The organism is Staphylococcus sp. FSL W8-0056, from assembly GCF_037963075.1.
In the GTDB taxonomy this organism is placed as follows: domain Bacteria; phylum Bacillota; class Bacilli; order Staphylococcales; family Staphylococcaceae; genus Staphylococcus; species Staphylococcus aureus.
The window spans coordinates 78,917-101,642 of record NZ_CP150142.1; the positions used below are offsets into that span (position 1 = coordinate 78,917).

Sequence of the window (22,726 nt, forward strand, 5' to 3'; positions counted from 1 at the left end):
CCTCCTTAGATTTTACCTACTAAATCTAAACCAGGTTGCAATGTTTTAGCGCCTTCTTCCCATTTAGCTGGGCATACTTCGCCAGGGTTTTTACGAACATATTGAGCTGCTTTGATTTTGTGAGCTAATGTACTAGCGTCACGGCCAATTCCGTCAGCGTTAATTTCAGATGCTTGTACAACACCGTCTGGGTCGATAATGAATGTACCACGTTGAGCTAAACCAGTAGCTTCATCTAATACATCAAAATTACGAGTGATTGTTTGTGATGGGTCACCAATCATAGTGTAAGTGATTTTGCTAATTGCATCTGAATGGTCATGCCATGCTTTGTGTACGAAGTGAGTATCAGTTGATACTGAGAATACATTTACGCCTAATTTTTGTAATTCTTCATATTGGTTTTGTAAGTCTTCTAATTCAGTTGGACAAACGAATGAGAAGTCAGCAGGATAGAAGCATACTACGCTCCAAGAACCTTTTAAATCTTCTTGTGTAACTTCTTTAAATTGATCTTTTTTTGGATCGAAAGCTTGCGCTGTAAATGGTAAGATTTCTTTGTTAATTAATGACATAAATATCTTCCTCCTAAGAATTTAAGTATGAATTAGAACTATCAATTGATTGTGCTTAATTATAATAATTCTAATCTCTTAGTTAGCATTATTACATTTTGATCCAGAATAGTCAACTGGATAACTTTGTAAAGTGAACGATTACTTTTAAAATAAAGAAAGATAATATAAAGTGCTTTGATAATGGATTTTGTAGTTGATGATTTAAAAGGTTGTGTCTATATTTAATATCTTGATTTTAATGTAAAAAATGTAAAAAAAGAAGATTTGTATTCTCAACTAAGTCAACCTTATTGATAATGGTGTGAGAATATTTGTTCGAGATGGATGAAGGTGATTAGTGAGAAACTGGAATTTTCAAGTACGAGACAATATTTTTAAAAGTTCAATTATTAACTTATAAGCAAATAATTGCTATAAAAAAGTTTGGACGTGTACAATTGCAATATGAAGATTTTTAATTAACTGTAAAGTATCGAGGAGTGGGTAACGTGTCAGATTATGTATATAATCTTGTGAAAAAGCATCATTCTGTTAGAAAATTTAAGAATAAACCTTTAAGTGAAGACGTTGTTAAGAAATTGGTAGAAGCTGGACAAAGCGCTTCGACGTCAAGTTTCCTACAAGCATACTCAATTATTGGTATCGACGATGAGAAGATTAAAGAAAATTTACGAGAAGTTTCTGGACAACCTTATGTTGTAGAAAATGGCTATTTATTCGTCTTTGTTATTGATTATTATCGTCATCATTTAGTTGATCAACATGCTGAAACTGATATGGAAAATGCATATGGTTCAACGGAAGGTTTGCTAGTAGGTGCAATCGATGCAGCATTAGTTGCTGAAAATATTGCGGTAACTGCTGAAGATATGGGGTATGGCATTGTCTTTTTAGGATCATTAAGAAATGATGTTGAACGAGTTCGAGAAATTTTAGACTTACCTGACTATGTCTTCCCGGTATTTGGTATGGCAGTAGGGGAACCCGCAGATGATGAAAATGGTGCAGCCAAGCCACGCTTACCATTTGACCATGTCTTCCATCATAATAAGTATCATGCTGATAAGGAAACACAGTATGCACAAATGGCAGATTACGACCAGACAATCAGCGAGTACTATGATCAACGTACAAACGGGAATCGCAAAGAAACATGGTCGCAGCAAATTGAGATGTTCCTAGGAAACAAAGCAAGATTAGATATGTTAGAACAATTGCAAAAATCAGGCTTAATACAGCGATAGCAAGATACCAAAATAACCCGCCCCCTCTAGCTTAAAATGATAAGTATAGCTAGAGGGGGCGGGTATTTCTTGCAATGAATTAGTGTGAAGTTAATGCAGCATTATCATTTGATTCGAAAGTATCTTTGTCCCAATGTTTTGTTAACTTGGCGGTACCTGTACCAGCTAGCATTGAATCGTTCACGTTTAATGCTGTTCTACCCATGTCAATCAATGGTTCAACGGAGATGAGCACGCCGGCTAAAGCGACTGGCAAGTTTAACGTTGACAACACCAATATGGATGCAAATGTAGCCCCGCCACCGACGCCAGCAACGCCGAATGAACTAATAATCACGACAGCGATTAACGTTACAATAAATTGTAAATCAATTTCTACATTAGCGACGGGTGCGACCATAATTGCAAGCATGGCAGGGTAAATGCCTGCACAACCATTTTGTCCAATCGACAATCCAAATGTCGCAGCGAAATTGGCAATACCTTCTGGCACGCCTAGACGTCTTGTTTGTGTTTGTACATTCAATGGTAAGGCACCCGCGCTTGAGCGTGATGTGAATGCAAAGATTAATACTTCCAAAGTCTTTTTAACATAGCGAATTGGGCTAATACCTAACAGGCTTAAAATAATTAAGTGAATGATATACATCGTAATTAATGCAGCGTACGATGCGATTAAGAATTTTCCTAAAGTCCAAATGGCGCCAAAGTCACTTGTCGATAATGTGTTGGCCATAATTGCTAATACACCGTATGGCGTTAAACGTAAGACGAACGTCACAATCGCCATTACTAGTGAATAGATAGCGTCAATCGCACGCTTAAGCAATTCACCATGATCAGGTTGTTTGCGTGCTACGCGTAAATAAGCAAATCCTATAAACGAAGCAAATATCACGACAGCAATCGTGGAAGTTGCACGTTGTCCAGTGAAATCTAAGAATGGATTTTTAGGCAATAATTCCAAAATTTGTTGTGGTAACGTATGTGCTGTTAAATCTTTCGCTTGTTTAGCAATTTCGCTTCCACGTGCTTGTTCAGCGTTACCAAGATTAATTGTTGATGCATCTAAACCAAACACCAAGGCATACACAACACCAACAATTGCAGCAATGGTGACAGTGCCAATTAAAAAGATAAAAATGAGACTACCAATTTTAGCAAACTTTTCTCCGATTTGAATTTTAGTGAATGCAGCGACAATAGAAATGAAAATTAAAGGCATCACAATCATTTGCAACAATGCAACGTAACCTTGTCCGACAATGTTGAACCAGTCACTTGTTGATGTAATAACATTCGAATGTGTTCCATAGACAAGATGTAATAACACGCCAAATACAATGCCGATACCTAAAGCTGTAAACACACGTTTCGCAAAAGATATATGTTTGCGAGCCATCATGTGCAATATTACGATGAAAATCACCAATACAATAATATTAATCAGTGTAAGAAAAGCATTCATGAACGTCACTCCTCAAATTTTTGAATATAATTCCGACTAGTATGCTAAGAATAATATTAATTTTAAAATATTTCAAGAGGGCATTTGCAATTAAATGTAAACATGATGAAATTCGACCGTTGGCATAAGGGAATTTGTAAACAAATCGTTTTGAATTTAGTAGAGAAAGGTGAAAAGGGTTAATAGTGTTATGACCTAGTCGATTAAAGTTGATATTTGAAAATGAAGCAGGGCATTAAATGCAATAAATTAAATAAGTTGTCATTACAGCGTTAATAATAGAAATGATTTTAACAGGAAAAAAGTGATGAATATTTGGAAAAGATATATATCGTGCACTGTCATAAGAGATAAGATATGAGAAAACAAATGCATCCTTGAATCGAGAAGTGGCTATGACGGTTTGATAAAAATTGCTAACCTCATATTTATTGAATAAAAAGATAATAAATGATCAACCTTGAAAAGACGCTTCGAACAAACACGTTGTAAAAAATTCTGTCGAATCAAAATTAGCATCTTTTGAGGGTTCGTGTGTGCAGGTGGTAGTTCAAAAGCTACCGTAAACAAATATTTTTGTTTGAGAAAAAAGGCGTTTGTAGTAAATGTGAATATGAGTGTGCCCTTGTGTGATTCGTCATTTACTAACACAGCCAAACATTTAAATTGAATGGGCTTATTAAGATGAATCTATTTAGGAATACACAGGAGCCATCCCATTTAAAAGTAACATACTATAAAAATTTATTCAAAATTCAATATTAATCATAATGAATAATTAAAAAACCTGAAACAAATTAGTTTGATATGCTCTCTTCAAAGTAGATATTGAATGGAGTATATCAGCTTGTTTCAGGTTTTATGAATTGAGTATTAAATTTGAAAGTAAATTACAGTTCTATAGGTTTATAAAAAATCAGTTTTTAAATCAAAGCTATATATGAATTGAGTATTAAATTTGTGTTCAAATCACAAGTTTACAGGTTGAATAAACGTGCGAAGAAACCTTTTTTCTCTTCTTGAGGTTTTGGTTCTGACATTTCTGACTGTGAAGCTGTGCTGTCATTTTCTGCTTTCGCTTCCAATGAATCGTTCGAAGTAGCTTGTTTAGAAGCTTCTGCATGGGCTTCTGCTACTTGTTGTTCAGCATCATGTTGCGCGTCTGCATCTACTGTAGCTTCTTTATTTGAAGTCTCAGCTGCATTTTCATTTTTAGACTGCTCAACGCTGGCTTTTTCAATTGCTTCAGTTGCAGAAATTTGATCCTCTTTATCTACTTTAGTAGCAGTGCCATCGCCTGCATTTTCTGCTTTAGTATCCGTCTTAGCGTCTGTTGATGTATTCACTCCAGCAACCTTCGAATCTTTACTGTCAGCTTTATCTTCAGTAACAGCATTCTTTTCAACTTTATTTGTTGATTCAGCCAATACTTTAGCTTGAGATGCTTGTGCTTCTTGGATAGCCTCTTGTGATGTTTGGATGGCTTTTAAGGATTCGCTATTTGAATCGATTTTAGATGTAAGTTGATTTTGAAGTTCTTTTAATTCTTGTTGTTGCTGATGTACTTGATTCATCATTTGACCAAGTAGGTGACGTTCTTCGCGCATTTTCTGGATTTCTAGGCGTAAATCTTCTACTAGTTGAGCGACATTTTGATTAGTAGGTAAGTTTTTGTCATCGTTTTTGACAATGACTTGCAGGAAGTCTTTTTCTTTTTCTAATTCATCAAACGCTAGATCATAACTATTTGTTTGTTTTACTTTGTCGGCAATGTCTTTGAAAAGCTCGATATCTTCTTCTTTGAAATCAGTTGCTTCACGACCACGATATTCAGTCTTGCTTAGTTGGTAACCACGTTCTTCTAAATGTTGAACAATTTTACGGACTTGCTTCTCACTTAGTTCTACGCGTTGTGCAAATTCTTTAGTTAACATACTTTAAAGTCCTTTCTGCATATACTTTATGTATACTGACGTTTGTCTACGGGCAGTGAAACGTCAGTCTTGCTTCATACATAGTTTAAACGTTATTGTTAGTGATTTCAAGTTTGTTTAAAATGGTTTACGTAAATCCATTTCTTCTAATAAAGCATAAATAATTTCACGTGCGATACCATTGGCAAATACATACTTCAAAATATAATTTGATTTAACACTTGTACCGTAGATATCCTTTGTCAGTTTAATATTTTTCTTTAAAAATAAGTCCACTTTTTTAGTGTGACCATCATTAGTTGGATGAATGTAATCAATTTCAGTTTGTCTTTCAAATTGATGTTCGTATAAAAACTGTCTACGGTGTTCAATAATAAGTCCGTTATCTTGTGTTAAATCTGCAGGTTCTTTAGGGACTTCCATCATTAAAAAGTTAATACTTCTAGAATGAACAAGGTTTGATAATAAGTTTAGTTCATGTTCAATTTGATGTAATGTTTGTGTCATTAACTCATCATGGTTGGGTAGGTCTTTTGCGAATAAATAAATTAAAAATGCTGAATTGGTTGTGGCTTCATAATGTGCAGTTGCTAGACTGACAACAACATCGTTTTCTAAGCCTACGATAAAGACATAATCGTTTTCGGTTTTGTTGTTTTCTAATGAGCGTTTGATGATACGTTTATCTTCAGTTAAAGATAAATTTAACTTAGTATCGTAAAGTTTAAGTGCTTCGTTGTAATGTGGATCTTTGACAGATTGAATGGTTTTAAATTCCATAAGAACACCTCCCCAATTTAAATAATATTATAGCATAATCGCCTGCTGTAAAAGATTGTTCATAAACTTTTAAATGGTATAAAAAACTGTACTATCTTAAATTAGACAGTACAGTAATCTCATTTTGAATTCAGTGTGATAACTAAGCTTTGGGACCTTTAGATGCTTCAGCAAAATGAGTAATATCAATTTCTTCATATGCTGAGTTATGTTCTTGAACTTCTTTATGTGATGATTTGTCACGAACCGCTACAACTAACATTTTATCGTCTAAAATAAGTTGTTTATATTTTTCTAATTCATCAGGCGCTAAGTTGTAGCGTGATAAAACTGCATGTTCACCATCTTCTCCTGTTAACAGTTTAGTCATTCTATCACTAAATGTTCCACTTGTTGAGATAAGGGAGATTTCAGAGTCGTGTAAGTCATTTAGGTGTAATTTACTTTTACTAATAATTGTTAGCTCTGATTCTAAATAACCTTCAGATTTCTTTTGATTGATTACGTTGTATAATTCGCCAGTGTCATTTACTACAGTAATATCTGCCATAGTTGTCGCCCCTTTAAAAATTTGTTTATTTAATCTTTTACCCTTCTTATTATAAAGTAAAACCCTTACATTATTAAGTTATAAGTCTTCATTCGCATTAAACGTCTCTGTACATTTATAAAACTATTAAAAGATTACCTAAGCAGTTATTGAAAAAATGCCGAAAATTTGCTATTATCGTTAAATAATTTACATAAACTCATATAATCTAAAGAATATGGCTTTAGAAGTTTCTACCATGTTGCCTTGAACGACATGACTATGAGTAACAACACAATACTAGGAGTAGCTTCAGCCATTAAATTGTAACCATGGTGGGTGATTTATATCATTTTATATGATGGTCACAGTTTATTTGATGAAACTTCTTTTACATTGATTGCATGACAAATTCGTTATGCATGTTCGTTCACTCATAAACCCTGAAACTATTATTTAGTTTGGGGATTTTTTTGTATCTAGCACCAATTTAAGAGCAAAATGTTTCACACAAATCTGAGGAGGTTTTAAGAGTGGAGTTACTAGGACAAAAAGTAAAGGAAGACGGCGTTGTCATTGATGAGAAGATTTTAAAAGTCGATGGATTTTTAAATCATCAAATTGATGCAAAGTTAATGAATGAAGTTGGTCGCACTTTTTACGAGCAATTTAAAGATAAAGGGATTACTAAAATCTTAACCATTGAAGCTTCCGGTATCGCACCTGCAATCATGGCTGCACTGCATTTTGATGTGCCATGTTTATTTGCGAAAAAAGCAAAACCTAGCACTTTGACGGATGGTTATTATGAAACATCTATTCATTCATTTACTAAAAATAAAACAAGTACGGTCATTGTTTCAAAAGAATTTTTATCAGAAGAAGATACTGTACTCATCATCGATGACTTTTTAGCAAATGGTGATGCTTCATTAGGATTATACGATATCGCACAGCAAGCGAATGCTAAGACAGCTGGTATTGGTATTGTTGTTGAAAAGAGTTTCCAAAATGGGCATCAACGTTTAGAAGAAGCAGGTTTAACAGTTTCTTCTCTCTGCAAGGTTGCTTCACTAGAAGGAAACAAAGTGACATTGGTGGGAGAAGAATAATGAAAAATTTAATCCTAAGTGTTCAACATCTTTTAGCTATGTACGCAGGTGCCATCTTAGTTCCAATCATTGTTGGTACAAGTTTGAAGTTTACACCTGAACAAATCGCTTACTTAGTTACAGTAGATATATTTATGTGTGGGGTTGCCACATTTTTACAAGCCAATAAAGTAACAGGAACAGGATTACCAATCGTTCTTGGATGTACATTCACGGCTGTTGCGCCCATGATTTTAATTGGTCAAACGAAAGGAATAGATGTACTTTACGGTTCGCTATTTTTATCAGGGATATTAGTTATTATCATCGCGCCTTTCTTTTCACATCTTGTAAAATTCTTCCCACCAGTAGTAACGGGTAGTGTTGTTACTATCATTGGTATCAATTTAATGCCAGTAGCAATGAATTACTTAGCTGGAGGTCAAGGTGCAAAGGACTATGGAGATGTTAAGAACATTTTGTTAGGTTTAATGACATTAATCATTATTCTTGTTTTACAAAGATTCACAACTGGATTTATTAAGAGTATTGCCATATTAATTGGACTCGTTTTAGGAACGATAGGTGCTGGCTTACTTGGGATGGTCGATATTAATCAAGTCAATCATGCCGGTTGGTTAGGCATCCCAGTGCCGTTTAGATTCTCAGGATTTAGCTTTGATGTGACATCGACGTTAGTGTTCTTTATTGTAGCTATCGTTAGTTTAATTGAGTCGACAGGTGTCTATCATGCGTTAAGTGAAATTACCGGTAAGAAGTTAGAAAGAAAAGATTTTCGTAAAGGTTATACTGCGGAAGGTCTAGCGATAGTGTTAGGTTCTATATTCAATTCATTTCCGTATACAGCCTATTCGCAAAATGTAGGACTTGTTTCTTTATCCGGCGCTAAGAAAAATAATGTTATATACGGCATGGTCGTGTTATTACTTATATGTGGTTGTATACCTAAGCTTGGTGCATTAGCAAATATCATACCGCTACCTGTGTTAGGTGGTGCGATGATAGCTATGTTTGGCATGGTAATGGCATATGGTGTTAGTATATTAGGACATATCGATTTTAAAAATCAAAACAATTTATTAATTATTGCTGTATCAGTAGGATTAGGTACTGGTATAAGCGCTGTACCACAAGCATTTAAAGGTTTAGGTGAACAATTTGCATGGTTGACTCAAAACGGAATTGTTTTAGGCGCAATCTCTGCAATTATTCTTAATTTCTTTTTTAATGGAATAAAGTATAAACAAACGGAAGAAAATGTGAAATAATATAACTAATTAATTTGAAAAATGGAGGCTGTTTTTAATGTGGGAAAGTAAATTTGCAAAAGAATCATTAACGTTTGATGATGTGTTATTAATTCCAGCACAATCTGATATTTTACCGAAAGACGTTGATTTAAGCGTACAATTATCAGACAAAGTTAAATTAAATATTCCAGTTATTTCTGCTGGTATGGATACAGTAACTGAATCTAAAATGGCGATTGCTATGGCTCGTCAAGGTGGTTTAGGTGTTATTCATAAAAATATGGGCGTTGAAGAACAAGCGGACGAAGTTCAAAAAGTAAAACGCTCAGAAAATGGTGTCATTTCAAACCCATTTTTCTTAACACCAGAAGAAAGTGTTTATGAAGCGGAAGCATTAATGGGTAAATACCGTATTTCAGGTGTACCAATTGTTGATAATAAAGAAGATCGCAACTTAGTAGGTATTTTAACAAACCGCGACTTACGTTTTATTGAAGACTTCTCAATTAAAATTGTAGATGTAATGACGCAAGAAAATTTAATTACAGCTCCAGTGAATACAACACTTGAAGAAGCAGAAAAAATTCTCCAAAAACATAAGATTGAAAAGTTACCATTAGTTAAAGACGGACGTCTAGAAGGTCTTATTACTATTAAAGATATTGAAAAAGTTATCGAATTCCCTAATGCAGCAAAAGATGAACATGGTCGTCTACTTGTAGCCGCAGCAATTGGTATTTCAAAAGATACTGATATTCGTGCTCAAAAATTAGTCGAAGCAGGTGTGGATGTCTTAGTTATCGATACAGCACATGGTCACTCTAAAGGCGTTATCGATCAAGTGAAACATATTAAGAAGACTTACCCAGAAATCACATTAGTAGCTGGTAACGTAGCAACTGCAGAAGCAACAAAAGATTTATTTGAAGCGGGTGCAGATATTGTTAAAGTTGGTATTGGCCCAGGTTCAATTTGTACGACGCGTGTTGTAGCAGGTGTTGGTGTACCACAAATTACAGCAATTTATGATTGTGCAACTGAAGCACGCAAACATGGTAAAGCTATCATTGCTGATGGTGGTATTAAATTCTCAGGAGATATCATTAAAGCATTAGCTGCTGGTGGACATGCGGTTATGTTAGGTAGCTTATTAGCAGGTACTGAAGAAAGTCCAGGTGCTACAGAAATTTTCCAAGGTAGACAATATAAAGTATACCGTGGTATGGGCTCTTTAGGTGCGATGGAAAAAGGTTCAAACGACCGTTACTTCCAAGAGGACAAAGCGCCTAAGAAATTTGTTCCTGAAGGTATCGAAGGACGTACGGCTTATAAAGGTGCGTTACAAGATACAATTTACCAATTAATGGGCGGTGTGCGTGCTGGTATGGGTTATACTGGTTCACACGATTTAAGAGAATTACGCGAAGAAGCACAATTTACACGTATGGGTCCTGCTGGTTTAGCAGAAAGCCATCCACATAATATTCAAATTACGAAAGAATCACCGAACTACTCATTCTAATTAAGATAAAGGAGAACGACAAATATGGAAATGGCAAAAGAACAAGAGTTAATCCTTGTCTTAGACTTTGGTAGCCAATACAACCAATTAATTACACGCCGAATTCGTGAAATGGGCGTTTATAGTGAATTACACGATCATGAAATTTCAATTGAAGAAATTAAGAAAATGAATCCAAAAGGTATCATCTTATCAGGTGGTCCAAATTCAGTTTATGAAGAAGGTTCATTTACAATTGATCCGGAAATATATAATTTAGGAATTCCAGTACTTGGTATTTGTTACGGCATGCAATTAACTACTAAATTATTAGGTGGTAAAGTTGAACGTGCCAATGAACGTGAATACGGTAAAGCAATCATTAATGCGAAGTCAGATGAGTTATTCGCTGGCTTACCAGCAGAACAAACTGTTTGGATGAGTCATTCTGATAAAGTTATTGAAATTCCAGAAGGCTTTGAAGTTATCGCTGATAGCCCAAGCACAGACTATGCAGCAATTGAAGATAAGAAACGTCGCATTTATGGTGTGCAATTCCATCCAGAAGTACGTCATACAGAATATGGTAATGATTTATTAAACAACTTCGTACGTCGTGTTTGTGATTGTAAAGGACAATGGACGATGGAAAACTTTATCGAAATTGAAATTGAAAAGATTCGTCAACGCGTAGGCGACCGTCGTGTATTATGTGCGATGAGTGGTGGCGTAGATTCATCTGTTGTTGCTGTATTATTGCATAAAGCAATTGGGGATCAACTAACATGTATCTTTGTAGACCATGGCTTACTTCGTAAAGGTGAAGGCGACATGGTTATGGAACAATTCGGTGAAGGGTTCAACATGAATATTATTCGTGTTAATGCGAAAGATCGTTTTATGAATAAATTAAAAGGTGTTTCAGATCCTGAACAAAAACGTAAAATCATTGGTAATGAATTTGTATATGTATTTGATGATGAAGCATCAAAACTTAAAGGTGTAGACTTCCTTGCGCAAGGAACACTATATACAGACGTCATCGAATCAGGTACTAAGACAGCACAAACAATCAAATCACACCACAATGTTGGTGGATTACCAGAAGACATGGAATTCGAATTAATCGAACCAATCAATACATTGTTTAAAGATGAAGTACGTAAATTAGGTATTGAATTAGGTATTCCAGAACATTTAGTGTGGAGACAACCATTCCCAGGACCTGGTCTTGGTATTCGTGTACTTGGAGAAATTACTGAAGATAAACTAGAAATCGTTAGAGAATCAGACGCGATTTTACGCCAAGTGATTAGAGAAGAAGGTCTTGAAAGAGAAATTTGGCAATACTTCACAGTGTTACCAAACATTCAATCAGTAGGTGTTATGGGAGACTACCGTACGTATGATCACACAGTAGGTATCCGTGCAGTAACATCTATCGACGGCATGACAAGTGACTTCGCACGCATCGATTGGGAAGTCTTACAAAAGATTTCAAGTCGTATCGTAAACGAAGTAGACCACGTCAATCGCGTAGTCTATGACATTACATCAAAACCACCAAGCACAATTGAGTGGGAATAATTATATATAATAAAACCACCTGTTTGCACGGGTGGTTTTTAATTTGAGTAGTTGGAAAATTACAATAAGGACGGAAAAGGGGTAAGGTGTTCTAAGTTTGCGTTTTAATTCATCAATAAGGCAATTTTCCGTGTTTATTTTTATATAAAATTTCATATTGTTTAGGATCTTCTTGTTTTAAATCATAAATTATAGTTTCGTCTACTATTTTTTCTAATTCAAGTGTATTAAAGCTCCAGTCATTTGTTGTTATTATAAATATTTTTTGGACTGGGTTGTTATTTATATGATTAATTAGCCTAGGAGTATCTGTTTCTATTATTAGAGCAGATTCTACAGGATAGTAAATAGCAAAGTCTCCGTGATAAATTGTGTTTCTTTCATAGAGGTTAACCTCTAAGGTTAAATTACTCAATTTGAAGATTTTGTTTTGAGTTATATTTTTAGGAATAATTCGATTATCTACTATTTGTTTTAGGTTGCCTATTGAACGAGTGTGTATCGTCCCTTTTGTGTAATCGGAATTATTTAAAGCTCTTAAAACAGTTGTTAATTTATACTCGTTAATATAACCCTTTACTAAAGCCATCCGTTTATCGCTACCTATAAAATCTTTCAGTTTTTTGTTGAATTCATTTTTGTTGTGCATAATATTTTATCCTTTCCATTAGTTGATTGTTTTCATTTGTTCAAATCTCTATTCATTTACTCGGATACAGGGCTGTGTATTTGCAGAGTAATATTATGATTGGAATAACCAACGCGTTCCGTATTCGTTTTGAGTGACGCAGCTAGCTACGATAATAATGACATGTGGCTTATAACACATTGTGTAATTTATTGTGTGTTTTGTGATGTCTATATTGGTTGCAGATTGTTGTATATTTCACTTAAAGGGCATTTATATAAAAAAAGAGGCCAGATGACGTATCATCTGACCTTCAGCTAAAACGCTGAGAATATGTCATTCTTCAAGAGAATGAAGCCGGAATGGTTACCGGGAATTTGTAAATCAATTATATCAGATGTAATATTACAATTCAATTAGAAAAGAACTTTATCTTTAATTGCTTTTCGATTTCATTCATGTCATCTTCTGAAATTATTATCGTTCCAGTAGGATCAGAATCATTTATTTTGCTTATACGTCTTTTGCTTATTGTTGTAATTGCTGATATATTAACGTATGTATCTTTCCCTTTGTGCTTGGAATAAACACCTATCACTCTATACAGTTCATTAGCTTTTTGATTTAAGTTAGACAAAAGCTTTTTATCTTCTGTGCTAAGTTTAATGTCAATATCTCTATATTTTTGGGTTAATGCTTGTACTTTACTACTGATATCGATAATCTGTTTTTTTAAATCTGTTGCTGTTAGATTTAGCACCGATTCGTTTAACTTCAAATAATTTTTATTACCTTTGGAAGAAAGTGGAACTATTGTAACTGTTTCTTTTCCTTTATTGTCTTTGTTATCTAATATTACACAAAAATGATTACCAGAAAACTCACTTCCAATATTACTCCCTAGTTTTACATATACCACTGTTCCTCTACTAAATGATTTATAATATCTTTTTTTATTGCTTGTAACATCGCTATGTATAGCAATTGAATAAAACTCTAGCCAATGAGGCATGTATATAACTTTCATGTTTTTACTATCGGATTTTGAATAAGCTTGTTTTAGTTTTTTGTTTGACGTATTTAATTTACTATTTGCTTGATTGATATTTTTAGACATTAAATAGTGTTCTCCTAATCAATTTATTCTTCTTTATATCAGCATTATTAGCACTGAAATTAACATGAATGGTACGAAAATAGATGTTACTATAAAACCAACAATTTTTATTAGGTGGAACTCATCAATTTTGTATTTAGCAAATTTCGCAATGACCTTCTATTTATTCGCTTTTTATAGTTCATGTATGTGTAAAAAAGTCTATATTGAACATCTAATTATAAGCGAATTCCTAATGCTAAAAGCAATCTAACTTACTTAAATATTATTATGAGTTTTTATTGAAATTAAATAAATTTAAACTATTTCTTAGTCTCTCCATATCGTTGGAAGTTGGTTCTTTATATAATCAGATAAATTAGAATCTTCAAGTAATGTATCTTTAAAAAGTTCAGTTTCTAAATCAACTTTAAAATTTGCTTTAAAACATCATGTTCCATTTTTAAATGTTGAACTTCTTTGCGTAATTTTATTAACTCTTTTTCATCACTTTTTAAATTATCTTGATGATTGAAGGGTCCAGTATTTTGGTGTTGTTTTATCGAATTTGAGATAATTGAGGGTTTTAAATCATACTTTCGTATAATTTCATTCTTAAGCTTACCATTTTTATATAATCTAACCATTTGTAACTTAAACTCTGAACTAAATGTTCTTCTTTCTTTTGTCATAATAAGATTGACTACTTTCTTAATTTAACAATATCTATTCTCATAGAATTTGTTCAATTAAGTGTAGACGATTCACTGACACATCATAAGTACGTAAGGAATTTTGATCGTTCATTGTTATTGCTTTATGTTTTAGGGAATGTGCTATTGAAGGGTTTAAAGATGTTTGAAATGTCTTGGTTTCTTGACTTATATAGTTATGAAAGAGGGCGTTGTCCTTTATAGCATTTCTGAGATTAGAAATGCTATAAATAAAGTTATTAAGATTTTTTGTTTTCATGTAATTTAAGAAATGGATTTGTTTTTAGTGGGTTATTTTTAATTCTGTTCTTAAATGGTTTGAATTTTGCGGTTGCAAATATGATAGCAGCTTCTTTTGACAAAGTAATAGAACCTTTTTCTTCTGGTACCATGATATTCACTCCTTGTACAATTGGATTTAAATCTTATAAAATAATTTTACTATACAAAATAGGTTGTGTAAATAGTTTCTTATTGTTACCAAATAATATGTTTGGAAGCGTTATGTAATGCCAATCAACACCGAAGTTCTCATGTCCTCTTTCCTTTTACGACTACATATATTGTTAATAATATTGAAATAATAAACTTATAGTGATAATTTATTTAATAGATCCATGAGAGTAGGAACCCCACCATACGGGAATTTCGAAATCATGGGTTTTTTGTTTTAAAGGATTGATGCAATAGATAAAGTAGCCATTCTAATATATGGAGTATTTATCAGCTAAAAATTAAAACAGATATGGGTTTTCTTCATTAAATCATTTTTCTATAAGGAAACAGAGGAAACGCTACTGTCACCTCTGCTTGAAATAATTAGGATGAAATACTCTGAGTTTATGAACGTCCACACCCAAAACACTCAAATCCTCCAAACTCTCAACCCCAGACTACATCTCCAAACCCCCAAACACCAATACTTACCAAAGCATTGATATGAGTGCCAATACTGGCAATGTGCCTTGTTTGAAAAAGATACTAATATTGCTTGAAAGGCCACCATAAATAGCAACGCCAATGATATACACTAAAATAGCTGTGCATATTTCTTTTGGATTACTGCTGATAAACAAACCGTATATTAGCAAAACTCCGATTAAACCGTTATATACGCCTTGGTTCTTCAAAAGTAGGTTAATATTTTTGTCTTTCAATTTATCGACGCTTATATTAAATGTCTCGCTAGTCTTTTTGGAAGTTGTAGCAATCGTTTCAAGGTACATAATATAGAAAAACTCTAATGCCATAAATATGATTAAAATTGTTGAGATGATATTCACTGTAACGCTCCTTTATTATTAAATATTTTCTTGTAAAAATGATTGCAGTGTCTGTGGTTGATCATTGACTAATTGTTTGAAATCATTGGATTCTTGGTCTAATAGTCCTCTTGCTCCTGCGTGGTACATTGATGCCAATAATGCACCAAAGCCTTTAGGTTCATCGTACATTTCTGCAAATGTCTCTAATGAAACGGGTTCATATTTAATTTCTGTGCCTGATGCCTCAGATAAAATAGCAGCAAGTTCTTTCATATCATAACTATAGCCTGATAATAAATAGCGTTTGCCCCAAGTATCTGGATTTTTAATAATAGCAATGACACCTCTAGCAATATCATTTCTAGTAATATAATTAATACGACCATCACCAGCTGGATAAATCAGTTTATGCATATTCATCAATTCTGGTAAATAGGGTTTAAGTGGATCCATGTACATTGCCATTCTTACATACGTATAATCAATGCCACTTGTTGACAATAAACGTGATGCATATCCGAAATAAGGGCTCATATGGAATGGATTATTATGCTGATCTGCGTAATAACCTATGAAAATGATATGAGCAACGCCGCTCTGCTTTGCCGCATATACTAAATTTTCCACTTCAGGAATACGTTTGAATGATGGATGGATAATACTTGGAATAAACACAACGGTATCCATTCCTTTAAATGCTTCTACCATGCTTTCTTGATTAAAATAATCTAATTGTCGAACAGAAACTTTTCCACGCCAATCATCTGGAACTTTCTCAACATTTCTAACACCAATGTGAAAATGATCTATGTGATTTGCAATGGCTTGATTTGTAATATGTGTGCCTAAATGACCTGTAGCACCTGTTAACATAATATTCATTCACTTCATCTCCTAATCTTTATATACATAACATAATACTTATTCGATTGTTTTCAAAACATTTGATTTTATAAAAAATTGTAATCTGTATTTATTATCGCTGTGTATAGTAAATACGTATATGTTATTAATGTTGAAAATACCGTAATGACGCGTTTTAGTTGATGTGTATCACTAATATCTTTGAAAATTTTAATCAGGTACTACGACAATATGATGTCTGTTTTGTGTCTGAAAGTTTTACAGTTTTTAAAATAAAAATGGTATAAAGTGTGATTTGTATAAAAAAGAGTCTCGACGGATAAGAATTGATTAATAACAGTTAGCATTTTATTAATTACCTTAACAATGATTCAAGTTTAGTTAAATGAGGTTTAATTTGAAAGGGGATAGCGCCTCAATATAATGTAGGTAGATTGTTCATATTACGTAATTGAAAAATCAAATTTAAATAGATTGGGGCTAAAAATTATGAAATTTAAAGCGATAGCAAAAGCAAGTTTAGCATTGGGAATGTTAGCAACAGGTGTAATTACATCGAATGTACAATCAGTACAAGCGAAAACAGAAGTTAAACAACAAAGTGAATCAGAGTTGAAACACTATTATAATAAACCGGTTTTAGAGCGTAAAAATGTTACTGGATATAAATATACTGAAAAAGGTAAAGATTATATAGATGTTATAGTAGACAATCAATATTCTCAAATTTCTTTAGTTGGATCTGATAAAGACAAATTTAAAGATGGAGACAACTCGAATATAGATGTGTTTATCCTTAGAGAAGGTGACAGTAGACAAGCAACAAATTACTCAATTGGTGGCGTAACAAAAACAAACAGTCAACCTTTTATTGACTATATACACACACCAATCCTTGAAATCAAGAAAGGTAAAGAAGAACCACAAAGTAGTTTATACCAAATTTATAAAGAAGACATCTCATTGAAAGAACTTGATTATAGATTAAGAGAACGTGCAATCAAACAACACGGCTTGTATTCAAATGGTCTTAAACAAGGTCAAATTACAATTACAATGAAAGATGGCAAATCACATACTATCGATTTAAGTCAAAAACTTGAAAAAGAACGTATGGGTGATTCTATCGACGGCAGACAAATACAAAAAATTCTAGTAGAAATGAAATAATACTTTCTAACAACAAAGCGCTATGTTGAATAGTGCTTGTTATGGAAATATATGGAAGTTAAGCGACGTACTGTTGCTTAGCTTCTTTTTTTGAGGGGAAAAGTTACAAAACTCACACAAACAGTCGCACCACGCATTATCTTTTGCTTAAATAGCTTAATCATATTTTATGAATAGTTAAAAACAGGTTAATGTGAATATCCGAATACAGCTCCTATAATATGGGTGTATGGTTCAAATTACGTAATAAAACAATCTAATTATAATAGATTGGAGCATACAACTATGAAAATGAAAAATATTGCAAAAATAAGTTTGTTATTAGGAATATTAGCAACAGGTGTAAACACTACAACGGAAAAACCAGTTCATGCCGAAAAGAAACCTATTGTAATAAGTGAAAATAGCAAAAAATTAAAAGCTTATTATACTCAACCTAGTATTGAATATAAAAATGTGACAGGTTATATCAGTTTCATTCAACCAAGTATTAAATTTATGAATATCATAGATGGTAATTCTGTTAATAACCTTGCTTTAATTGGCAAAGATAAGCAACATTATCATACGGGTGTACATCGTAATCTTAATATATTTTACGTTAATGAGGATAAGAGATTTGAAGGTGCAAAGTACTCTATTGGGGGTATCACTAGTGCAAACGATAAAGCTGTCGACCTAATAGCAGAAGCAAGAGTTATTAAAGCAGATCATATTGGTGAATATGATTATGACTTTTTCCCATTTAAAATAGATAAAGAAGCGATGTCATTGAAAGAGATTGATTTTAAATTAAGAAAATACCTTATTGATAATTATGGTCTTTACGGTGAAATGAGTACAGGGAAAATTACCGTCAAAAAGAAATACTATGGAAAGTATACATTTGAATTGGATAAAAAGTTACAAGAAGACCGTATGTCCGATGTTATCAATGTCACAGATATTGATAGAATTGAAATCAAAGTTAGAAAAGCTTAATACACATACTTGACGACGAAATAATTTGAAATTGAAATAGAGAGGTTAAGTGACGATCAAACGTTGCTTAACTTCTTTTTAATGCTTAAAAATCATTTCAAAGGCACATAGAAACGCTATATTAACCTCATAATCACTCATTATTTTTTGCTTAAATTACTTAATAATACTTCAATAATTGTTAAAAAGGGTTTAATGTGATTATCTTAGAACGCCATCTATAATGATGTTGTATGATTCAAATTACGTAAAAAGACAATCGAATATAATATAGATTGGAGTATACAATTATGAATATGAAAACAATTGCTAAAACCAGTTTAGCACTAGGGCTTTTAACAACAGGCGCAATTACAGTAACGACGCAATCGGTCAAAGCAGAAAAAATACAATCAACTAAAGTTGACAAAGTACCAACGCTTAAAGCAGAGCGATTAGCAATGATAAACATAACAGCAGGTGCAAATTCAGCGACAACACAAGCAGCTAACACAAGACAAGAACGCACGCCTAAACTCGAAAAGGCACCAAATACTAATGAGGAAAAAAACCTCAGCTTCCAAAATAGAAAAAATATCACAACCTAAACAAGAAGAGCAGAAATCGCTTAATATATCAGCAACGCCAGCGCCTAAACAAGAACAATCACAAACGACAACCGAATCCACAACGCCGAAAACTAAAGTGACAACACCTCCATCAACAAACACGCCACAACCAATGCAATCTACTAAATCAGACACACCACAATCTCCAACCATAAAACAAGCACAAACAGATATGACTCCTAAATATGAAGATTTAAGAGCGTATTACACGAAACCGAGTTTTGAATTTGAAAAGCAGTTTGGATTTTTGCTCAAACCATGGACGACGGTTAGGTTTATGAATGTTATTCCAAATAGGTTCATCTATAAAATAGCTTTAGTTGGAAAAGATGAGAAAAAATATAAAGATGGACCTTACGATAATATCGATGTATTTATCGTTTTAGAAGACAATAAATATCAATTAAAAAAATATTCTGTCGGTGGCATCACGAAGACTAATAGTAAAAAAGTTGATCACAAAGCAGAATTAAGCGTTACTAAAAAAGATAATCAAGGTATGATTTCACGCGATGTTTCAGAATACATGATTACTAAGGAAGAGATTTCCTTGAAAGAGCTTGATTTTAAATTGAGAAAACAACTTATTGAAAAACATAATCTTTACGGTAACATGGGTTCAGGAACAATCGTTATTAAAATGAAAAACGGTGGGAAGTATACGTTTGAATTACACAAAAAACTGCAAGAGCATCGTATGGCAGATGTCATAGAAGGTACAAACATTGATAAAATTGAAGTGAATATAAAATAATCATGACGTTCTCTAAATAGAAGCTGACATCGGTAAAACAAGAAGTTAAGTGACAACGGTTTACATGTTGCTTAGCTTCTTTTATTATGCGTAATGATGTAAAAGACGAATATTCATTTGTTTGTAAAAGTGGCATTTCTATGTCTTAAAAGTGACGAATCCTCAAATGTGCCAAGTGTTGAATCACATCAAAATCAGTTTTATTTAACGAACATTATGGATTTCTTAATTTACTTAACGATGATTCAAATATAGTTAAACAAGGTTTAATGTGAATGGAGCAATACGCCATCTATAATAAAGCTGTATGATTCAATGAATGTAATCGAACAAATCTAATAATTACGAATGGAGCATACAACTATGAAAATAACAACAATTGCTAAAACAAGTTTAGCACTAGGCCTTTTAACAACGGGTGTAATCACAACGACAACGCAAGAAGCAAACGCGACAACACCATCTTCCACTAAAGTGGAAGCACCACAATCAACACCGCCCTCAACTAAAGTAGAAGCACCGCAATCAAAACCAAACGCGACAACACCGCCTTCAACTAAAGTGGAAACACCGCAACAAACACCGAACGCGACAACACCATCTTCAACTAAAGTGGAAACACCACAATCGCCAACCACAAAACAAGTACCAACAGAAATAAATCCTAAATTTAAAGATTTAAGAGCGTATTATACGAAACCAAGTTTAGAATTTAAAAATGAGATTGGTATTATTTTAAAAAAATGGACGACAATAAGATTTATGAATATTGTTCCAGATTATTTCATATATAAAATAGCTTTAGTTGGAAAAGACGATAAAAAATATGATGAAGGAGTACATAGGAATGTCGATGTATTTGTCGTTTTAGAAGAAAAAAATAAATATGGAGTGGAAAGATACTCGGTCGGTGGTATCACAAAGAGTAATAGTAAAAAAGTTGATCACAAAGCAGGAGTAAGAATTACTAAAGAAGATAATAAAGGTACAATCTCTCATGATGTTTCAGAATTCAAGATTACTAAAGAGCAGATTTCCTTGAAAGAACTTGATTTTAAATTGAGAAAACAACTTATTGAAAATCATAATCTGTACGGTAACGTTGGTTCAGGTAAAATTGTTATTAACATGAAAAACGGTGGAAAGTACACGTTTGAATTACACAAAAAATTACAAGAAAATCGCATGGCAGACGTCATAGATGGCACTAATATTGATAACATTGAAGTGAATATAAAATAATCATGACATTCTCTAAATAGAAGCTGTCATCGGAAAAACAAGAAGTTCAGTGACAACGGCCTACATGTTGCTTAGCTTCTTTTGTTATGTTCGATGATTTGAGAACCCGAATTTTCGATGGGTCCAAATATGACGTGGAAGAGTCCTGAATTTATCTGTAAATCCCTATCTATCGGGTGTGAAGCACAACGGAATCAGTTTTATTTAACGAACATTATAGATTCCTTAATTTACTTAATAATGATTCAATGATTATTAAAGATGGTTTAATGTGAAAGGTCAAATACGCCAATTATAATAAAGCTGTATGATTCAATAGACGTAAGCGAACAAATCTAATAATTACGAATGGAGCATACAACTATGAAAATGGCAGCAATTGCGAAAGCAAGTTTAGCATTAGGTATTTTAGCAACAGGAACAATAACGTCATTGCATCAAACTGTAAATGCGAGTGAACATGAAGCAAAATATGAAAATGTGACAAAAGATATCTTTGACTTAAGAGATTACTATAGTGGCGCAAGTAAGGAACTTAAAAATGTTACTGGTTATCGTTATAGCAAAGGTGGCAAGCATTACCTTATCTTTGATAAAAATAGAAAATTCACAAGAGTACAGATATTTGGTAAAGATATTGAAAGATTTAAAGCACGCAAAAATCCGGGATTAGACATATTTGTTGTTAAAGAAGCAGAAAATCGCAACGGCACAGTGTTTTCATATGGTGGTGTCACTAAGAAAAATCAAGACGCTTATTATGATTATATAAACGCACCAAGATTTCAAATCAAGAGAGATGAAGGTGACGGTATTGCTACGTACGGTAGAGTACACTACATTTATAAAGAAGAGATTTCACTTAAAGAACTCGACTTTAAATTGAGACAGTATTTAATTCAAAATTTTGATCTGTATAAAAAGTTTCCTAAAGATAGTAAGATAAAAGTGATAATGAAAGATGGCGGCTATTATACGTTTGAACTTAATAAAAAATTACAAACAAATCGCATGAGTGATGTCATTGACGGTAGAAATATTGAAAAAATAGAAGCCAACATTAGATAATTCAATGAAATATGGATAATAGTAAAATATGGATAGTATAGAGGAGTTAGGCAACATAAGTTGCTTAGCTTCTTTTTTGTGTTGGCGAGATGAAAATGAAGCGTATCGATGAATAATAAAAACACCAATAAAACTTGTGGAAATAGTTGATACTTATAGATGCGTGATGTCGCTTTAGTGACATGAAACAATGTGGAAAACATAATTAAATTGAGGGAAAGTGTGAATAGTTAAAAAATTAGCATTGTGTTATAAAAAATAATTAATACTGTTAGGATTTCATTAACTAACTTAACGTTGGTTCAAAAATAGTTAAAAAGAGGTTAATTCATAGCGCAGTATCTCGCTTATATA

General features: G+C 33.1%; 22 protein-coding genes, 1 pseudogene and 1 riboswitch. Of the genes and pseudogenes, 12 read left to right on the forward strand and 11 right to left on the reverse strand.

Features of this window, described 5'->3' with window-relative positions; genetic code table 11:
* Positions 1-5 precede the first annotated feature (5 nt).
* Complete coding sequence (gene ahpC, locus NSS86_RS00430; protein WP_000052781.1) at positions 6-575, reverse strand: alkyl hydroperoxide reductase subunit C; 570 nt, start codon at positions 573-575, stop codon at positions 6-8.
* Positions 576-1,066: 491 nt separating this feature from the next.
* Between ahpC and nfsA the strand changes: the two genes are divergently transcribed.
* The gene (nfsA, locus tag NSS86_RS00435; RefSeq protein ID WP_001287099.1) at positions 1,067-1,822 is read left to right on the forward strand and encodes an oxygen-insensitive NADPH nitroreductase; all 756 of its coding nucleotides are present in this window, start codon (positions 1,067-1,069) and stop codon (positions 1,820-1,822) included.
* A gap of 79 nt (positions 1,823-1,901) precedes the next feature.
* On the opposite strand, the gene NSS86_RS00440 is transcribed toward nfsA, so the two are convergent.
* Positions 1,902-3,290: an L-cystine transporter gene (locus tag NSS86_RS00440; RefSeq protein ID WP_000991018.1), complete on the reverse strand. Its 1,389-nt coding sequence runs from the start codon at positions 3,288-3,290 to the stop codon at positions 1,902-1,904.
* Between the two features lie 84 nt (positions 3,291-3,374).
* Here NSS86_RS00440 and NSS86_RS00445 point away from each other — a divergent pair, with 84 nt between their 5' ends.
* Positions 3,375-3,473 carry a hypothetical protein gene (locus NSS86_RS00445; RefSeq protein WP_001792089.1) on the forward strand — a complete coding sequence of 33 codons (99 nt, stop codon included), beginning with the start codon at positions 3,375-3,377 and terminating at the stop codon, positions 3,471-3,473.
* Positions 3,474-4,267: 794 nt separating this feature from the next.
* Here the strand turns inward: NSS86_RS00445 and NSS86_RS00450 are convergent.
* The 3 genes from NSS86_RS00450 to NSS86_RS00460 all read right to left on the reverse strand — a co-directional run bounded on the left by NSS86_RS00450 (position 4,268) and on the right by NSS86_RS00460 (position 6,554).
* Entirely contained in the window at positions 4,268-5,224 is a 957-nt protein-coding gene (locus NSS86_RS00450) for a hypothetical protein (RefSeq protein ID WP_000956137.1), read from the reverse strand.
* A 117-nt stretch (positions 5,225-5,341) separates the two neighbouring features.
* The gene (locus NSS86_RS00455) at positions 5,342-6,004 is read right to left on the reverse strand and encodes a hypothetical protein (RefSeq protein WP_000394698.1); all 663 of its coding nucleotides are present in this window, start codon (positions 6,002-6,004) and stop codon (positions 5,342-5,344) included.
* 142 nt (positions 6,005-6,146) lie between these two features.
* The gene (locus NSS86_RS00460) at positions 6,147-6,554 is read right to left on the reverse strand and encodes a general stress protein (RefSeq protein ID WP_000763767.1); all 408 of its coding nucleotides are present in this window, start codon (positions 6,552-6,554) and stop codon (positions 6,147-6,149) included.
* 179 nt (positions 6,555-6,733) lie between these two features.
* A riboswitch (purine riboswitch) is annotated at positions 6,734-6,836 on the forward strand.
* A 230-nt stretch (positions 6,837-7,066) separates the two neighbouring features.
* Here NSS86_RS00460 and xpt point away from each other — a divergent pair.
* Genes xpt through guaA form a run of 4 tightly spaced genes read left to right on the forward strand, consistent with a single transcriptional unit; the run spans position 7,067 to position 11,983 of the window.
* The gene (gene xpt, locus NSS86_RS00465; RefSeq protein WP_000421410.1) at positions 7,067-7,645 is read left to right on the forward strand and encodes a xanthine phosphoribosyltransferase; all 579 of its coding nucleotides are present in this window, start codon (positions 7,067-7,069) and stop codon (positions 7,643-7,645) included.
* Entirely contained in the window at positions 7,645-8,913 is a 1,269-nt protein-coding gene (pbuX, locus tag NSS86_RS00470; RefSeq protein WP_000793023.1) for a xanthine permease PbuX, read from the forward strand. The genes xpt and pbuX overlap by 1 nt, the downstream gene beginning before the upstream one ends.
* A 37-nt stretch (positions 8,914-8,950) precedes the next feature.
* Positions 8,951-10,417: an IMP dehydrogenase gene (gene guaB, locus NSS86_RS00475; RefSeq protein ID WP_000264071.1), complete on the forward strand. Its 1,467-nt coding sequence runs from the start codon at positions 8,951-8,953 to the stop codon at positions 10,415-10,417.
* Between the two features lie 24 nt (positions 10,418-10,441).
* Positions 10,442-11,983, forward strand: coding sequence for a glutamine-hydrolyzing GMP synthase (guaA, locus tag NSS86_RS00480; protein WP_000424963.1), 1,542 nt, complete (start codon positions 10,442-10,444; stop codon positions 11,981-11,983).
* 112 nt (positions 11,984-12,095) lie between these two features.
* Here guaA and NSS86_RS00485 read toward each other — a convergent pair whose 3' ends face one another.
* The 6 genes from NSS86_RS00485 to NSS86_RS00510 all read right to left on the reverse strand — a co-directional run bounded on the left by NSS86_RS00485 (position 12,096) and on the right by NSS86_RS00510 (position 16,567).
* Complete coding sequence (locus tag NSS86_RS00485) at positions 12,096-12,632, reverse strand: hypothetical protein (RefSeq protein ID WP_000551643.1); 537 nt, start codon at positions 12,630-12,632, stop codon at positions 12,096-12,098.
* A 391-nt stretch (positions 12,633-13,023) separates the two neighbouring features.
* Complete coding sequence (locus NSS86_RS00490; RefSeq protein ID WP_000041880.1) at positions 13,024-13,728, reverse strand: type II toxin-antitoxin system PemK/MazF family toxin; 705 nt, start codon at positions 13,726-13,728, stop codon at positions 13,024-13,026.
* 398 nt (positions 13,729-14,126) lie between these two features.
* A complete protein-coding gene (locus NSS86_RS00495) occupies positions 14,127-14,399 on the reverse strand; it encodes a transposase (protein WP_000159787.1) in 273 nt (90 codons plus the stop codon).
* Positions 14,400-14,659: 260 nt separating this feature from the next.
* Positions 14,660-14,812: a hypothetical protein gene (locus NSS86_RS00500; RefSeq protein WP_000248844.1), complete on the reverse strand. Its 153-nt coding sequence runs from the start codon at positions 14,810-14,812 to the stop codon at positions 14,660-14,662.
* 531 nt (positions 14,813-15,343) lie between these two features.
* A complete protein-coding gene (locus tag NSS86_RS00505) occupies positions 15,344-15,703 on the reverse strand; it encodes a DUF1304 domain-containing protein (RefSeq protein WP_001021613.1) in 360 nt (119 codons plus the stop codon).
* 18 nt (positions 15,704-15,721) lie between these two features.
* Complete coding sequence (locus NSS86_RS00510; RefSeq protein WP_001024371.1) at positions 15,722-16,567, reverse strand: SDR family oxidoreductase; 846 nt, start codon at positions 16,565-16,567, stop codon at positions 15,722-15,724.
* A 471-nt stretch (positions 16,568-17,038) separates the two neighbouring features.
* Here NSS86_RS00510 and NSS86_RS00515 point away from each other — a divergent pair, with 471 nt between their 5' ends.
* The 6 genes and pseudogenes from NSS86_RS00515 to NSS86_RS00540 all read left to right on the forward strand — a co-directional run bounded on the left by NSS86_RS00515 (position 17,039) and on the right by NSS86_RS00540 (position 22,372).
* The gene (locus NSS86_RS00515; protein ID WP_000669014.1) at positions 17,039-17,719 is read left to right on the forward strand and encodes a superantigen-like protein SSL1; all 681 of its coding nucleotides are present in this window, start codon (positions 17,039-17,041) and stop codon (positions 17,717-17,719) included.
* 285 nt (positions 17,720-18,004) lie between these two features.
* Entirely contained in the window at positions 18,005-18,700 is a 696-nt protein-coding gene (locus NSS86_RS00520) for a superantigen-like protein SSL2 (protein ID WP_000782622.1), read from the forward strand.
* Between the two features lie 290 nt (positions 18,701-18,990).
* Positions 18,991-20,062 (forward strand): annotated as a pseudogene (locus NSS86_RS00525) (superantigen-like protein SSL3).
* Between the two features lie 117 nt (positions 20,063-20,179).
* Positions 20,180-20,317 carry a hypothetical protein gene (locus NSS86_RS00530; RefSeq protein ID WP_001792090.1) on the forward strand — a complete coding sequence of 46 codons (138 nt, stop codon included), beginning with the start codon at positions 20,180-20,182 and terminating at the stop codon, positions 20,315-20,317.
* A gap of 108 nt (positions 20,318-20,425) precedes the next feature.
* On the forward strand, positions 20,426-21,304 hold the full coding sequence (locus NSS86_RS00535) for a superantigen-like protein SSL4 (RefSeq protein WP_000705657.1): 879 nt from the start codon (positions 20,426-20,428) through the stop codon (positions 21,302-21,304).
* A gap of 363 nt (positions 21,305-21,667) precedes the next feature.
* Positions 21,668-22,372 (forward strand): superantigen-like protein SSL5, encoded by a 705-nt coding sequence (locus NSS86_RS00540; RefSeq protein ID WP_000781349.1) that lies wholly within the window; start codon positions 21,668-21,670, stop codon positions 22,370-22,372.
* Positions 22,373-22,726 lie beyond the last annotated feature (354 nt).